The organism is Candidatus Defluviilinea proxima (assembly GCA_016721115.1).
GTDB classification, from domain to species: domain Bacteria; phylum Chloroflexota; class Anaerolineae; order Anaerolineales; family Villigracilaceae; genus Defluviilinea; species Defluviilinea proxima.
This window is the reverse complement of the sequence record JADKIW010000001.1, coordinates 2,541,521-2,558,641: the sequence shown is the minus strand read 5'-3', so window position 1 is coordinate 2,558,641 and position 17,121 is coordinate 2,541,521. Positions and strand designations below refer to the sequence as shown.

General features: G+C 42.7%; 14 protein-coding genes. All 14 read right to left on the bottom strand.

The features are described from left to right. Positions 1–30 precede the first annotated feature (30 nt). The 14 genes from IPP66_11905 to IPP66_11840 all read right to left on the bottom strand — a co-directional run bounded on the left by IPP66_11905 (position 31) and on the right by IPP66_11840 (position 17,106). A complete protein-coding gene (locus IPP66_11905) occupies positions 31–1,317 on the bottom strand; it encodes a glycosyltransferase family 4 protein (GenBank protein MBK9925979.1) in 1,287 nt (428 codons plus the stop codon). A gap of 63 nt (positions 1,318–1,380) precedes the next feature. Next, positions 1,381–1,995, bottom strand: coding sequence for a serine acetyltransferase (locus IPP66_11900; protein MBK9925978.1), 615 nt, complete (start codon positions 1,993–1,995; stop codon positions 1,381–1,383). Positions 1,996–2,063: 68 nt separating this feature from the next. Further along, positions 2,064–2,420: a hypothetical protein gene (locus IPP66_11895; protein MBK9925977.1), complete on the bottom strand. Its 357-nt coding sequence runs from the start codon at positions 2,418–2,420 to the stop codon at positions 2,064–2,066. Continuing rightward, a complete protein-coding gene (locus tag IPP66_11890) occupies positions 2,351–2,689 on the bottom strand; it encodes a hypothetical protein (GenBank protein ID MBK9925976.1) in 339 nt (112 codons plus the stop codon). The genes IPP66_11895 and IPP66_11890 overlap by 70 nt, the downstream gene beginning before the upstream one ends. A gap of 183 nt (positions 2,690–2,872) precedes the next feature. Further along, entirely contained in the window at positions 2,873–4,171 is a 1,299-nt protein-coding gene (locus IPP66_11885; GenBank protein ID MBK9925975.1) for a glycosyltransferase family 4 protein, read from the bottom strand. 38 nt (positions 4,172–4,209) lie between these two features. Next, positions 4,210–4,485, bottom strand: coding sequence for a hypothetical protein (locus IPP66_11880; GenBank protein ID MBK9925974.1), 276 nt, complete (start codon positions 4,483–4,485; stop codon positions 4,210–4,212). A 78-nt stretch (positions 4,486–4,563) separates the two neighbouring features. Next, entirely contained in the window at positions 4,564–5,781 is a 1,218-nt protein-coding gene (locus IPP66_11875) for an ATP-grasp domain-containing protein (protein MBK9925973.1), read from the bottom strand. A gap of 18 nt (positions 5,782–5,799) precedes the next feature. Further along, positions 5,800–7,209, bottom strand: coding sequence for a glycosyltransferase family 2 protein (locus IPP66_11870; protein ID MBK9925972.1), 1,410 nt, complete (start codon positions 7,207–7,209; stop codon positions 5,800–5,802). A 14-nt stretch (positions 7,210–7,223) separates the two neighbouring features. After that, the gene (locus IPP66_11865) at positions 7,224–7,976 is read right to left on the bottom strand and encodes an ABC transporter permease (protein ID MBK9925971.1); all 753 of its coding nucleotides are present in this window, start codon (positions 7,974–7,976) and stop codon (positions 7,224–7,226) included. Between the two features lie 38 nt (positions 7,977–8,014). Beyond that, positions 8,015–9,283, bottom strand: coding sequence for an ABC transporter ATP-binding protein (locus IPP66_11860; GenBank protein MBK9925970.1), 1,269 nt, complete (start codon positions 9,281–9,283; stop codon positions 8,015–8,017). A gap of 94 nt (positions 9,284–9,377) precedes the next feature. Beyond that, positions 9,378–10,919, bottom strand: coding sequence for an exo-alpha-sialidase (locus IPP66_11855; protein ID MBK9925969.1), 1,542 nt, complete (start codon positions 10,917–10,919; stop codon positions 9,378–9,380). Between the two features lie 4 nt (positions 10,920–10,923). After that, positions 10,924–13,590, bottom strand: a complete 2,667-nt coding sequence (locus tag IPP66_11850; GenBank protein MBK9925968.1) for an exo-alpha-sialidase — start codon at positions 13,588–13,590, stop codon at positions 10,924–10,926. Positions 13,591–13,605: 15 nt separating this feature from the next. After that, positions 13,606–15,336 carry an O-antigen ligase family protein gene (locus IPP66_11845; protein MBK9925967.1) on the bottom strand — a complete coding sequence of 577 codons (1,731 nt, stop codon included), beginning with the start codon at positions 15,334–15,336 and terminating at the stop codon, positions 13,606–13,608. Positions 15,337–15,444: 108 nt separating this feature from the next. Then, on the bottom strand, positions 15,445–17,106 hold the full coding sequence (locus tag IPP66_11840) for a radical SAM protein (protein ID MBK9925966.1): 1,662 nt from the start codon (positions 17,104–17,106) through the stop codon (positions 15,445–15,447). Between the last annotated feature and the right edge of the window lie 15 nt (positions 17,107–17,121).

The window sequence follows — 17,121 nt, the reverse complement described above, 5'->3', positions numbered from 1 at the left end:
AGAATCAGGTTGATGTAATGTTTTGACGCGTTAAATTGTGTCTACAGGTTGACGTGCAATGATCGCATTGAATATCCGTTCAAGTCGCGTGAGGTAACTTTCCCAGGAAAATTTCTGAACAGCATCCTCACGTGCCTGTGTTCCCAGTTTTAAGCGCAGGTTAGGATCCTGGATCAACTTAATAAGTGCAGATGACATGGCTACAGCATCCCCCGGTGAAACAAGCAATCCATTCTTACCATCTTGAAGCACATCCACGATCTGACCAACCGCTGATGCAACCACAGCCTTACCAGAGGACATATACTCAAAAAGCTTCAACGGAGAAAGCCACATCTCCTGTTGCATGGGTGGGTAAGGTACAACAGCTATATCTGCAGATGCAATATAGCGTGGAACTTCAGCATGCGGAACAATGCCAGTAAATTTAACAGCATGGTCGAGCCCAATATCCGAAGCAAATTTCATCATTTCTGCCTTATGCTCGCCATCTCCAACCAAAACAAGACGTGCATCCGGACAAGTTTTCAACGTAGACGCAAAAGCCTTTAATAAAGTGGTTACATCATGCCAATGGAAAAAATTTCCGACAAACATAACCATCGGCTCATCTTTCATTCCAAGCGATTGACGTATTTGACCACGTGCATCTACATCTGGCTTAAAACGATCCACATGCACAGCATTAGGGAAGACAACTATCTTTTTCGCAGGAATATTCCACTTTGCGACAAGGTGGCGTTTACCTGCATCTGTAACACAAATAACACAATCTGCTGTATTTAGGTTATAGCGAAGTATTTGATTTGCGCGCCAACGAAGCAAGCCTGTAATAGGCTTATTCATGATATCAAGCTCCATGATCTGGTCTGCTTCAAAGAAGATCACATACGACAATTTGAGACGCTTGCTAGCCATTGCAAGCCCATAGTTATACAAACCATTGCGCTCATAGATAACATCTACGTCTTTCAAATTTTGCAAAGCCGCATCATAAAAGCGATAATTAGAAAAGAAATTCAAATATGGAATACCAAAAAGCTTCTGAATACGCCAGACAAGCTTACTCACTAGAGTGAACAAGCTATTTGCAGACCAGGTTCGTAAGGCAATTTTGGTTTCCTGTGGGTCAGATGTAAAGATAAAATCGTCCACACCGTTCGGAGCACTGAACAAGAGAGAATGTCCACGTGCCATCAAGCCTTTGGATAGGTTTCCCTGAATCACATAAGTAGCATCCGCAGGTTGTCCCATCATCACCTGATGGAACGGTTCCCATTCCGGGACGCCAAGAACGATCCTTTGTTTATTTTTCATGTTTGATGGCGCAGCTGTATTCAAGTCTAATAAAATCCTGATTAATATCTGTCGCTAGAATTCCTATACAGAAACTTCGCCATTGGCAACATGTTCTGCTTTGGTGCCAGCATCCCTTATAATGCGCGCCGGTATTCCTATTGCCAGACTATTAGGGGGCATATCCTTCGTCACGACAGAGTTAGCAGCAATAACAGAATAATCGCCAATCGTTATGTTTCCCAATACTTTTGAACCAACGCTAACATGAACACAGTTTCCAATGATTGGCAGATCATCTGTCTCGTTTTTATATCCAATTACAACATCTTGAAAGATCAAGCAATTTTCGCCAATCGTTTGCGCCTTAATAGCAGTACCATATCCATGCTTGATAACGAGTCCCGGCCCAATCGTTGATGCCGAAATAGATAGTGTCTCCAATGGCTGAAACAGAGTCTTTGAAAGGGAAAGTAGAAATTTATCCAGCAAACTAGAAGGGGAATCGAAGCGAAAATATAGAAGATTCCGAAACTCTTCCATATTTTCCGCATACAAAAGCCACATCAGTTGTTCCCAGATCGTACCGCCCGATCTTGAATTATCGTTCATCCGTACCCACCGGCGAATATCCATCTCGATATATTTTTTATCAGGCAGGCGATTGATCAACAACTTAAGTGGGTATAGTTTGATCATCCTAATAAGGTTTCGAATTTTTCTTATCATATCTTCAAGAGCCTTTTATTGCCGTTCAAAATATAAGGTCATGCCGACGGAGAAGCCGTAGACAAAGATTCCTTGACCTTTACACCGTCACGTTTAATAATTTTTGCGGGCACTCCTGCAACAGTGCAATTGGATGGAACATTTTTGGTTATAACCGCATTTGCCCCAACAATAACATTATCGCCAATTATTATAGGTCCCAGTATCTTTGCACCTGCACCAATATAGACATTGTTGCCTATAACTGGCATCCCCCCTTTATCATCTTTGTAACCAATTGCAACGCCCGTATTGACCCAGCAGTTTTCGCCGATCTTCTCAGCGCCTATGACGGTCCCAAACCCTGTGCGCGAAAAAAACCTGCTCCAATGTTTGCAGGTTCGGCAAACCTCAATGTTTCTTTAAGTGGTTTATAAAGTTTCTTGGCAAGGAACAGCAAGGCCTTCCCTGCAACTCCGGAATAACGCCCAATACGTATATAGAAAAGATTACGAAATTCAGGGTGGGTATCCAAAAGCCAACATAGCAGATCGACTGCTGTGTTCTTCTGAAGCTTGGGCTTATAAACCTGGAACCACTTCAGCATGTCCTTTTCAAGGACAGCTTTACTTGACGAACGTCGTAGAAGGAGAATGTGAGGAAGGGCTTTTAGTTTCTTTATCATTTTAGTATGTCTTTCTTTGTGGACTATGATGGTCGAATCTAAAATAAGCTTTAAACACTCAATGGCTCACTTACAGGAACGCCATTTCGTTTAACAATATGCGCAGAGTCTCCAGTATTAGATGAAAAGCTAGATCCAAAACAAAATGGTCTTCCGATACCGTCCATCGAAATACCAACTCTTTCACCTTTCCAACAGAACCTTATTATATATTGAAACAAAATCGCGACAAACTGAGGCAGGTTGAAAGGGACCTTGTTCATAAGATTTTCTTGCCGCCTTTCCCAAGTTCAGTCGAAGGATAGGTTCATCAAGCATCAAAAGAATTTTCTGCGTTAAGCACTTCGAATCACCCGGCGAACATAAAAGGCCATTAACACCGTCTTCGATCAATTCAGGGATTCCACCGACCGTGGTAGCCACAATCGGACGACCATGCGCCATTGCTTCAACAAGGGAAACTGGCTGTCCCTCTAAGATAGATGGCATGACAAATATATCTGTCTCCGCCATGATACGAGATAAATCATCACGAGAGGTAAACGCTCCAACAAAAATCTCGTTACCATTTAGCCCTAACTGATCTGCATGGGACATCAACTCATCTCGCAATGGTCCATCACCATAAACTTTGAGATGTATTTTGGGGTACTTTTCTCTGATTACCTTCAACGCATCCAGTAAGTAAATTAGTCCCTTCGTAACAAACAGTCGCGCAACTGCAGTAAGCTGTAAAGAGTCAAGACCCTGTTCAATTTCATTCACATCGAATCCAGATTCAACCGGGTCAGGAACCAGCGGACCTTGTACAACAATTGGCTGAGTAACACCACATACTGTCCGCAATGCATCCGCGCTTTTTTCAGAAACAGCAACAACGACATTCGCCTTATTGATACTTTTATCGAATCCCTGCCACCAATCAAACTGCGGGTCAGGAGTTTGGTGCTCTTCATAAACAATTGGCAACTTTTTCTGATATGCCCAATCCACAACAAAAAGTAAGCTGGTTGTATAGCCTTGAATATGCAGGATATCCGGACGCCATAACAGTTTCCACATTCCAAGCATAAAACGCACAAAAGGTTTGCGCCAATCTGGGCCGACAAAACGCTTCATCAACTGACCTCGAAGCCAATTCCGGGCGCTACGAAAAGCATCTACCCCTGATTGTTTCCTACTTAAAAGCAACAAAATACCCAGTATAAAAATAAATGGGGAAAACAACCACGTAAGCCCATTCAAAATTCTTTCCTTAGTGTCCCAATCTGATGCAGGATACGAAATCCATTTGGGCAAATGAAAAAATTTTACCGGGCTTTTCTTTAGTCGCATCAAATATTGGTTATTAGGATTGACCCATGCAGTAGACAACAAAGTGACATCGTGCCCTTGTTGCTGGAGTCCTATAGCCAAGGTGATCGTATACTCCTCCAATCCACCCAGTTCTTGCATATCAAACAAAACCATACCTATCTTCATCGATATATGTATCCAGTTTTTTGGGGTTCCATGTCTATTTAGATATTCCGCGGTTCTTCGTGTTTAATATAATATCCTACCTTTTCAAGCGAGCCGTTAATCGCCCTAACAATCTCTCCATCAGTATAATAATACTCAAGGCAAGATACAGTTGGTGGAACATGATAATCCATCTGCCTAAATTCTTTTTCGGGTTGACTCAAAAAGAAGTTCAAGTGACACCAACCCACATTCTCTTTCATTTGGAAATCGCTTGGTTTATAACCAGCTAGCAATTTTATACTTGCATCCAACAAATCCACACCACCAACCATCTGACTTCAAATGTCGAATGAGATCTACCTGAGCACTTCCAATACCAAAAACAAGTGCTTTTTTTAATTTACATCCGTTTAATCAATTTCATTGTTCTCAAGTTCCGGGAAACAATACTGTTGCATGTTTTTCATTTTCTCTTGCATTTCATCAAAAGCATCAAACTGAAGAATAATGTTTCCTATCGCAGAGTTTGCCTTATGGAACGGGTGAATAGGACTGCCTGCATCCAGATACATGTTAACTTCAAAAATGTTCTTGACAATCTCATCAGAAAACGCAACTTTTTTCAACATACCACTTTTACGGCTATGGATCATATAGCAAGCATAAAATTTATCCTGCCGAGTTGGAATTTCAGGAAACTGATAGTCCCAATTTAAACAAGTCTCAACCGCCGCCGCAACTACATTTACACCTGTGTTTAAATGAATGGCTCTAGGAATGAAATTTCCTCCACTACGAGGCCCAATTTCAATAATAAACGGCTCACCAGATGGCGTGATCAATACATCAAAATTGAAGGGCCCACGCCTAAAACCCGATGCGCGAATAATTGACTGTAATTTTTCGCGCACCTTTGCCAAGTGTTCAACTTGATGGGTACTGGGAAATGACTCAGCATAGGGTGCCAGGTATTCCCCGTCATCATAGAAATACCCATCACCAAACTCAATAAATACGAGATCTCCGTTTAGAACAAACCCATCGCCACAGACCTGCTTCCCCATTTTCTGAATGTATTTTTCAATCACAATATGCCCTGACATTGAATTCTCAAACGCATACTTAACCTGATTCTCAATCTGGTCAAGATCATATAGGATCGAAACACCTTTGCTTCCAGCCGCATCAACAGGTTTAATTACAACTGGCAATTCCAAGCCACCAATATAATCCTGAACCGACTTCATTTCAGGTTGAGGGAAACTTCTAAATTCCAATGGCTGTATACCCGTTGTGCTTAAGAATGCACGAAACTTCGCCTTGTTCGTCAACATCTGAACAGATTCAATAGGATTGCCGGGCAATTCCATTTTTTCGGATACGTACGCAGCAGTAGGAGCAGACACATCCGAGCCAAATGTCATGATCCCATCAATACTTTCCTGTCGAGCTATTGACAATATTCCATCCATGTCAGTGGTGCTAACATTGAAAGATTTATGAGAAAGTTTATGTCCAGGGTTCTGCGGAACATTATCACAAGTGACAACATAATATCCCCGATCCAATGCATACTGGATCGGGGGAATTTGAAAAGTAGCCGCACCAAGTAGTAAAATTTTTTTCATCAGAACCCATCTAAAACATCACTTGTCACGCCCAGACTTTATTCCAAGCATGGATTTGATCAGCATCAACATGACGCCACGGTTTAGTAGGTACCTAGGATAACTTATCATGGCACCCAAAATGTTTCTAAAGGCTGTCCCCAATTGGCCGTTGAGATAGTTTCGATTCGCTTGGCTAATAAAATAACTACCCTTAAACCAATTTACCGTCCTGCGATCTGTAAATTTCAACAAGCCTGAAGAAAGCTTTGAAAACATATCGAAAGTAGCATTAATACCATATGCCATTTCGTAGCCAAGCAACTCATGAGTCACTTGTTGAACAAAAGCGTCGTCCACATCAAATTTGTACTTAATCGCCTGCGACAAATACTTTTCAGCATCGCCAGGACGATCCCAGATCAATGCGCGCACTCCTCTAATAAAATTCCCGCGAGAGACCATCCAAAAATAATTCGGCAGGATATTTGGAATATCGGACGGTAGTTGGGAAAATATTAAGTCTAATAATTCCTCATAATCATGGCTTTCATCATCAACACAATACCCCATCAGGAAGTTTATGAACAAAGATGGGGTTCCCCAAAATGCAGAAGGATTTGCTTGAGCGACATTCCATAAAAACTGCCGCCCTAATCCGGTCTCTTTTTGCGTAAAAGCCACATTTGCCCACATCAAATTGATAACTGTATTTGCCAATGAACGCAAAGTCAACACATCTGTCGGGCAACGAGGGTCAGATAAGACGATCTCTTGGCAGGCAAGTTCATCATTGCAATTTTTTTCCAACTCACTTACTTTTCGACGAGCGTGATAGCCACGATAATGGAGAACTCTATCCACACGCGCAAATTTACAACCAGCCATGAAAAGACGGCCGCACACGACAATCTCACGCCCACGCAAGGTGGCATGGGCATCCCAAATCTCCTCGTGGAAAGCCCATTCTCTCCGCACAACCCACGCACTAGGCGGGAGGTAAAACCCCACTGTCAATTCCGCGAGTGAGATGTTTTGGGGCGGCATGAAAACCGTCCGCACCCTGTCAGATGAATGAATAAGTTCAAAATAAGGGTTATAGGTAAAACCAACATCAGGATGCTGATTCAGGAATTCGACATGTGCTTCAAGTTTTTCAGGATGGAACAAATCATCTTGATCTAAAAAAGCGATGATCTCACCAGAAGATGCTCGACGTCCGGTTCCTCTGGCTGTAGCAGCCCCTTGATTTATTTCATGACGAATATATTTGATACGAGGATCACTAAACTGCCTTACAACGTCTTCAGTGTTATCTGGTGATTTATCATCGATAATTATTAACTCAAAATTCGAGTAAGTTTGATCCAAAACACTTCGAATCGCATTCCCCAAAAAGTTAGCACCACCATAAGTAGGGATAATTACACTAACAAGCGGTCTCGACATAAAGCCCTCCATTTTTATACAATATCGGCAAACTGAAACTCAACACGCTTGAAAAACCTATATCCGACAACAAGTATCACCAAAGAAATGATCGCAGAAGGCAACAAATAACTTCCCGGCAAACGGTTATAAATCAGAACATCGCGATATGCTGTGATGATCCCTGCCATTGGGTTAAGATAATACAACCACTGCCATTCTTCAGGAACAAGAGATGCAGGATATAAGATTGGGGATGCGTAGAACCAAATTTGTATAACGAGTTTAAGAAGAGGATCCACATCACGGTAGAAAATGTTCAGGGCAGCTGAGCCAATCCCAAGTCCCAGCATGAGCGCGAGTTGAATTCCAATAATAAGCACAAGGTAGAGAAGTCCCAATGGCGCAATTGGTATACGATAAAAGATCACCAAAACTACCAACAAAGCGAATGAAATGGCAAAATCCACAAAGCGAGCTAACAATGTTGCGATGGGTAACGCCTCACGTGGAAAATATATTTTGCTCACCAAATTCATATTTTGAACCAAGGACATCGCCATATCTGTAAGTGATGTAGAAAGTAATGTCCAAGGAACAACAGCCGAATAAGAGAATAGGATGTAAGGAACGCCACCTGTATCCACCCGAACGATGTGTGTAAAAACAACCGCAAATATTGCAACTGTAGCCACAGGCTGGACAATTGCCCAAAACCAACCCAATGCAGATTGTTGATAACGCGCACGCAATGTACGAACGGTCCAAGCCCAAACAAGATCACGCATTTTAAGAAGTTGTTTTTCCGGGGTCAAAATTCATTACCTCATATATTGGAATTTTCATCATTACGATTGTCTGCAGAAAGCGTGCGGTGGCCCCATTTTCGTTTTGGTTCAAAAACAGCTGTATTGGCCTCACGTCCAGGTGTACGGTTCTTAACCTCAAACCAATCTGTTGCACCAGTGGCTAGCCCATCTGAATCCTCTGCATTCATCATCCAGGCAGTAGCATAGTACATCCCACCAAACAACTGCAATGGTTCAAGTTTAATGGAAACCACCCCTTTTCCCTTTTGGATCGTAATTGGAAATTGATCGAGATGCGTGCGCATATTGCAACAGGGAAGTCCATCAGAACGATAGATAAGAACTATTGCGTTGGCTTTTCCAATGTCCTGATATGAAACATAATGTATCTGAATTTCAATAGATTGATCGACATACATTTCACTGATCTGCCCCCCAGTCAAATCAAGGATTTCCATTTTTGTTATTTCAATACCCTTGCTACCTTCATCGACACTATCGCCCAGAGTCGTTAATTTTTGAATTCGCTTTTTTTCAAGAGCTTGATTATATACATCGATAACCTCGCCAGCACTACCAACATGTTGGATTTCTCCATGCTCAACATAGATGGCGCGTTCGCACACTGCACGAATCAACCCCATATCGTGAGAAACAAAGATCAAACTTGTGCCATTGTTCAACAGAGTTTTGATTCGTTCAATACACTTTTGACGAAAAGATGCATCACCTACAGCCAACACTTCATCAACAAGTAGTATATCTGGCTCGATACAGGATGCAATTGCGAAGCCAAGCCTAACCGTCATGCCCGATGAATATCGTTTAACTGGGGTGTCAATAAAATCCTTGATTTCTGAAAAATCCACAATCTCATCAAACCTTCTTTGGACATCAGAATATGTTAGCCCCAAAATGGTACCGTTGAGATATATATTTTCCCGCCCTGTCAGGTCTGGATGAAACCCGGCTCCCAACTCAATCAAAGCTGATAGCTGACCATTGACATCTACTGTCCCTGAAGTTGGATTCGTTATTTTGGCCAACAACTTCAAAATTGTAGATTTACCTGCTCCATTCGGGCCAACCAACGCCATGGACTGCCCTTTTTCCAATTTAAAGCTGACATCTTTTAGTGCCCAGTGGTATTTGTTATTAGCGGAAGTGTTGGCATCGCGTTTTACAATCTGCTTAGCCCATTGCGAAACAACAGAAGGCAAACTTGAACGAGTAAGGCCAAGGTTATAGCGTTTGGATACATTTGAAAAATTTATAACAGGTTTCATTTTTATGGTATGGTTCTTTTACTTTTTTTACCTTTTAAAGCCATACATCCTTTTTAAAGATTTTTGAACTACCTGGAAATCTTGTATTTCAATTTTATTTATTACGATTTAATACAAAACGGTACCCTACCAACACGCCAATTAATATTAAAAGCACAGGAATAATACCAATAATTACTGGCAACGCAGGGTTATTGCCTAAAGGAGATGGTGGGGATTCATTGAAAAGGTCGGCCTGTGATGATGGTGTTGGCGTCTCATTAAAAGTCAATGGGGAAGACGCCGTAGTAGATTCCACTTTCACTGAATAATCAATCTCAGCGGTTGCCAAAGGCGACGCAGGCAACTGCGAAGCATCCAAAACATTGTAAGAATACCAAATACCGTGTTGGCGTTCTACTCCTGGATCTTCACGCCAAACAGCAAGGAGCACATTCCCTTGGCTAATGGCTGCTCTAATATCATGAGGGGCATATGTTGTCACGAATCTATCTGGGTTCGTCCAAATACCATTCTGAAATTTACTGTGCCAAACTCCACCAATACTGGAGTACTTACCGCTTTCATCCTTTGTATCAATACGCTGAATAAACAAAGTATGTGGAACGCCATCTCCATCCAACAATAAAGTATGTTCACCACTCCTACCCACATGAAATGGAAATGGAACTGACGGATCGCTCCATGTCACCCCACCATTTTTAGATAAACTAAAAAATTGGACCGGACGGCCAAGATCAACAGGGCGACCTTTGAATGGATTACCGCTGTTATACACCACTATAATTTCTCGTCCATTATCCACGATAGCAGGAAATGACGGGCCAAAATAATCTCGTATATTGATTCTTTGGTCCAATTCAATAGGGGTATCCCATTCTGACTTTTGCAGATCAAAATTTGCAAAGTATAGTGACTCATCCTCGCCCAAATTTGTCACAACATTCCAAGTAGCCCTTATCTTTTGCTCTGTTCCAAGCACAAGCCGCAGGCTGAAAGCGCTTAAACTTGAATCATATGTTAAAAACACTGGAAGAGGGCTTGTCCAAGTTTTACCCGTATCCTTGGATTGCATATAATACACGCCGCTTCCATCACGATTCCCGCTGTATATAATAACTAAATTTTCCTGGCCATCACCAATAATTACGGCTGAATTTAAAAGTAAAGCGTTTTCTCCTATAAGCATAGGTGTGGACCACGCAGACGCCCGATCCGCATTTATAGCTGGTGCACTCGTGTAATACACTGCTGTTTTACTCGACTGAGTAGCAGAGAAAATTAAATGGATATTATCCAACGAATCCATAAAAGCCCATAAAAAGTTTGCATCGCCCCTCGTCGGTGAAAGTATGATGTCCACAGGGCGTGTCCATCCACCTACCAGAGTCCATTGACGATATACAATCGCGCGCCTACGCCCCTGGTTCTCAACCCATTGACTGGCAAATGCTTGTATGGTTTTGTTATGATCAGCTAAAAGGAATGGGGTAAATGTGTCATCGAGGTACCCTGGCACTTTTTCATCTGGAGACCAGCCTGTTGGCTTGCCAGCGTTAACTGGAACATACCCCAATCCAGTTATCAGAATAACGCAAATAATACTAACTACAAGTCGAACTTGAAATGTTTTCATTTTGTTATTTTGCAGATTGGCGCCGTACAAGAAGAAAAACAGTAGCGGCAATACCAATAACAATTAAAACAATCCCAGCAAGATTTCGTTGAAGCGGCGATGTAGGCACATTATCTTCATATAAGACTAGAAGATCCGACGTAGGGGTTGGTTGTATATTAGATGCTTGATTCTCATTTGGCATATTTATAGGCGTGGGGATAGATGGAGGTTGTAGATCTAAAGTAGTTACTCCTTCATTCGTAAGGTAACGGCTAAAGGCAAGGACTTCACTCTTAGTTCCTTCAACAGGGTCAGTATATTCAATAGGAAGGAATACACCTAAATAACCCGTTGAAGTAATACTAGAAGACAGGGAATAATTTATATTTTCACCCTTAATAAGGATATCCTTGGTCAGATCAAGACTCCAGCCTGTTTCATCCCACTTCCAATCTTGTAGCACTAATCCCTTTTGGTTATATGCCGCAACATTATTTTTATTAACAAGTTGAACAAAATGAAGCAAACCTTTTCCATCAGAAGCCAGAGAAACTTGTGTTGCAGTTTCATTTACACTAGTTACATTGTTCTGCTTGCCCCAAGTAATACCACCATCTTTTGATACCTGAGAAACGTTGGCAAAAATCAACCCATCATATTCCTGCCATACTATATGTACATTTCTTTCACCATAACTAACAATATCTGCCCACTGAACTTCCCCTTCACTGAGAACTTGAATATCACTCCAAGTAACTCCACCATCTACGGAGCGGGAATAATAGAGTCCTACAGTTTGCCCATCCCGAACAGTGTCCCTTGTAAAAACCAAGTGTAAATTGCCATCAGAATCAAGACTGATTCGAGGCCGCTCAACTTCTTCCCAAGATGCAGCAACAGCGTCAAATACTCGAATAGGAGTTGACCAACTTTCCCCATTATCAGTGGACTGAACAACATACACCCCCCTGTTCTCATTGACAGGTATGACATAAACACAAACAATCCGCCCAGAAGCATCTACCAAAACATCGGATGAATTGACCAATTGGGAAGGAGATGGCAAGCTAGTTGCTTCCCTCCATTCAGAATACAGATTTGCTTTTTCTAAATTTGCCCAACTGAAGAGTAAATCGCCGCTATAACTATCAACCCACGAAAGAAAAAGGCGCTTCAGAGAATCAACCGCTAGCAACAAACTGATTGGCTTTCCATTCAGAGCTACCACAGATGCGGGCGTGGTTGTCCATTCCCGTCCATTCCAACGAGCATATCCAATCTCTATGTTCTCTCCCCCATTTAATTCAATAGGAGACTGCACCCAAGCTACATGAATATTCCCAGCAGTATCAGACGTAGAATAAAAGTCTGAAATCCTCTGAGGTGTTTCTGATTTTATTGGTAACACAATTGGCTCACCCCACACTACTGATGGAGCAAACCAACTTTCTATAGGCTCCAAAGGCAATGACAAAAACCAAACATCATGCCCTTTCGCTTGATCACACCCAGCAGAGTACAGGCGCTGTTGATAAATCAAATCGAATCTACAACCTAAGAATACGACATCATAGGTCAATGGGTTGGAAAAAGATGGAAACTGTATCTGTGTCTGCGTGCTACTCCATTTTTCGCCATTCCATGCAATCAAAATTGGGGTAACTTGCCCAGTTAACATAATCGACATATATTTTTCGGTATGTTCAATAATTTTTGTGCTCACAGGGCATTCTGAACGTCCACCTAAAACAGCCAAAGTATCGCCCCAGCTCTTACCACCATCAACAGACCATTGACTGTACACAGTACATTTAGATGAGCCAGGCTCACCAACTTGCCAAACAAGAAGTAAATTACTACCAAATGCAGCCGCAGTTAAGTTAAAGGGTGTGTCGCTTCCCCCTGTATCCTCAGGGCTTTTCATCGGTTGAACATCACCCCATGTCAACCCGGAATCATCAGAAACTGCCATGTATACACGTTTTTGTGGGCGATTGTCCCATGTCACATAGATTCGTTCATTATTAGAATTAGGTTTCATATGTGCGGTAGTAACACGAACATACGCGTCACTAGTTGTTATAGACCGGAAATACTCAGATTTATATAAAATACGAGCTTCCAACCATGAACCTCCCCCAGCAATAGACCGGCGATAATACACACCGGCAGGATTTCGAGACGTTGATGTCTTTCGTACATAAGCAAGATTTAAGGAATTACGAGAATCAATAGTTACATCAAATGCCAGAACATCATGAGATAAAAGGGTATTAACCGCCCATTTTTTAGGGTCAGCAATTTCCAAAGGTGTTGCCTGTCCATAAAAGAGATCTGTACTAGATGTCCAAAATATATGGATGGAGCCATTGGCATCCGACAGCAAAATAGGAGTGGGGTCTTTGTGCCCAAAAGGAAATGCAACCGTTACCGGTGAAGACCATATTTCGCCATCTGTACTTTGACTATATTTATATTCATCCGCGCCTTCCATCCAGATGGAATGGATGGTCCCTCGAAAATCCACAACCATAACAGGGTTAGTGGCAGAACCCGATTCTGACAGATTAAACGGTGTTGACCAACCTTCGCTTTCTTGTGCATAACTTTTTGGTACTGAAGTCCAAAAAATCGATGTAAACATCACAAGAGTTATAAATACGTTAAATAGTGATCTGATTTTTTTCATTTTCCATATGTCCGATCAAGGCTGAGAGGTTGCAGTCTTTAAAAGAGATAAAGCAGTAAATGCATTTTCTGATAAATCATCTCTTCCCTGCGCCTTCCACCATTGTGTATAAGCGTCCAATTCATCCTTCGCTTCAGATATTTGAGATAAATATTTTTGAGCTTTTTCCATATCACCCAGCCAAACATAACAATAGCCAAGTGATTTAAGAATACCTCTGTGTTTCGGAGCCTGCATTCGTGCTTTCTCAAGTAGAGTAGTTGCAGGTTGGAAATCCTGCCGTAACATCAAGATTACGCCAAGGTGCTGATTCGCTGTCCGATTGGTAGAATCAAATCGCAGGGCGGAATGAAGCGAGGCGTCAGCCACATCCAATTGGGAGCTAATTTTATCTCCAATCCAACCAGCGTTAGGAAATCCAGCTAGTTCTACTTTTGCCAGTTGAACTGCACCCAGATTTGCATACCATGTCGCCCGTATTTGGTTGAAGTTAAATAGAGCGACAAACAACCAAATAGCAATGATTGTGACAAACGTTCGAATATCTAATTTCTTTTCAGCAGGTAGGCTGTTTCGCTCTTCATTCATAGATAAACCAACAAGCAAAAGAGCGAACATTGAGCCAACACCATTATACAAGTAGTCATCCACCATGCCGTGAACAATGGCAACCGTAAGAGAAAATAATACGATCCAATGAAATGTTACTGACCGCTTGCCTCTCACCAAGGAAACAGAAACTGTCCACAAACTTACAAGATAAAGAAGAATAAAAGAGATGCCACCAAATACACCCTGTTCGATACCAACATCCAAAAATAAATTATGGCTATTAGGAACGTTGAAGAATGGTATATCTAACAAATAACGAGAATACAAACCGGGGAATGAGCCCAAGCCACCGCCGGTAATTAGAAAAGAAGAAAACAAATATAAGCTTCTCCCAAATAATTCAGCGCGACTATCGCTTCCAAAATAATAATTACTGGAAACAGTTTCAGCTGACCGGGCTGGACCAACATAAAGAAAAACAACGATCACTATCAGGTAAATCAATAAAGCGACTGGAAAAACCGCTTCGCTCTTAAACTGACGTTTGATCCCGTCCGAATTAACAAATCGCCACAGAAACCATGTCCCCACCCCAGCGACGATCGCAAAGATCACCCCACGAGAAGTTGCCATAAGCAGAGCAATGACTGCCAGTACAAGCCCCAGAATAATCAACACATAAAACAGTGAATCACCGCTCTTATTGTTTTTCTTGAACTTCATAACGGGATATAGGATAAATGGCGTTGTAACAGCGATCATCCCTGCTACATAGTTTGGGTGGATCGGTGTCCAGCCAGTCTGCGGACGTACATTCATGATCGAACGCCCGATACTATTCACAAACTCAATCTTTCTCGGGATAGCGACAAAATCATGGGTTAGAAAATAATAAAGCGAAACACCCACACCGATACAAAATAGAAACACGGATACCCAGACCAGGTTTTCTCGAGGTTGCATACTCAGAGAGCAATACAACAGAACGCCGGTCATGATAAACCACACTTTACTCCACGCAATCGCCTTGTCATATGCAGCCCAATACCCAACCCAGGCGGTGATAAGAAACACAAGGACCAGCCAATCAAGAGCGATGATACGCCGCGAAGATGCTTCGCCAAGGAATATCTTCAACAGCAATGGCAGTAGAGCGACCAGAATGAACCAAACACCCCATTCTGGTTTGATCATCCAGACCGCTCCACATACCATTACAAGTATCAGCTCAACAAGAGCAAAGTTTTGGCTGCAAACAAGTTTCCGCAAGTATCCTATCTCCGTTGTAATTAGCCGGTGAAACTAACTTGCACCACCTACAGGTGCGCCCGAATCTGAAGTGGACCAGAAGATGTGTTGCATCCCTACATTGAGTGCAGTTTTCAACGTGGACCAATCATATAGCAACATTTTCAAATACGTGAAAGCGGGGCCAGGGCGGAACGCCCATTCGCGGAAAGCACGTTTCTGCCAGTAAAGTAATCGCTCTGCTGAGAGGTCAGGGTAGTCCAAAACTGTGCCTTTATCCATATCCACTTGTTCCCAGCGTGTTCCAGGACGGAACCAATTATTCTTTACCACTTCGAAGAAGAACGGCGTACCCGGATAGGGCGCAGCGACATGGAAGAGGGCAATATCCAAGGGAAGTTTTTTGGCAAAGTCGATGGTCTCTCTAATAGTCGCTTCTGTTTCGCCGGGCAAACCAATGATAAAGTAACCCCAATTCATGATGCCGGCGTTTTTTGCCCAGCGCAATGCTCGTTCTGCTTTTGCAGGGTCTGCGCCTTTGCGGGCATGCTTTAATATTGCTTCGTTGCCGCTTTCAATACCCCATGAGATCAAACGACAGCCTGCTTTGCCCATCAATGTCAGCATCTCTTCGTCCACAAAGTCAACGCGGCTATTGGAAGTCCAATGAAGGTCAATTTTTTCCTCGATCATTAGTTTGCACAACTCAATAACCTGGTCGCGATTCACTGTAAACAGGTCGGCATACATATGAATATTATTGATGCCAAGCTTCTTCAACACCCACATCTCTTCCATGATCAACTTGGGTGAGCGAATACGGGTTGAATATTGGTAACTTACATGCTTGATACAGTAGGTACACCCGGCAGGACAGCCGCGGCTCGTTACGATGAAGGTAAACGGTCCCTTAATATACGGCATGCGATAAGACTGCAGAGGCAACAGCTCATGCATAGGGATCGGCATATCGTCCAGGTCAGCAACGAATGGGCGCGGGAAGTTCAAAAGGATCTCATCCTTGTTACGCCATGCAATACCCTTGATCCCACGCAAGTTAACACTACCATCTTCATTAAAGGATGGTTTATAGGTTGGATCTTTTTCAAACATGGTCTTGATCTGCGGAGAGCGCTCTTCGATCTTGCCTTCAAGGTGATCGAGCAGGTCACGGATTGTGAGGTCAGGTTCACCGACCAGAGCAAAGTCGAGAGAGGGATACGGACGCATTGTCTCCACAGGGATGGGTGTGATGTGTGTGCCAAAAGCAATTGTCTTTGCACCACGAGCATGAGCTAGGAAACAACCATACATATCATTTTCGAGAGTCGGCGCAGTCATTTGCGTCAAGTAATATTTTGGCTGATATTTATCCAGCAATTTCGTGAATTCCGGCCAACCCATCCGTTCGGCATTACAGTCTACAACTTTGACTTTGTAGACCGGGTGCAATAACGCGGCCATTTGCGCCAACGACACCTGAGGCCAAACCATGTTCTCACGAGTGCGGCGCCCAACCCGGTGTTGGGTACGAATCCAAAGCTCCCCGTCAGGGGTGGGAGGGTTTACGAGCATGATATCAACCGCTTCTTCGGAGCGAGGCGCGTTCAAGAGTCCGTTGTGAACGATCTCGTCAGCATTCGGGAAATCCACCATACGAAGCTTCGGGGTCAGGCGACTTCCCATATTTACAGATTGAGGATCATTTGATGTCATTTTTCTTTCTCCTTT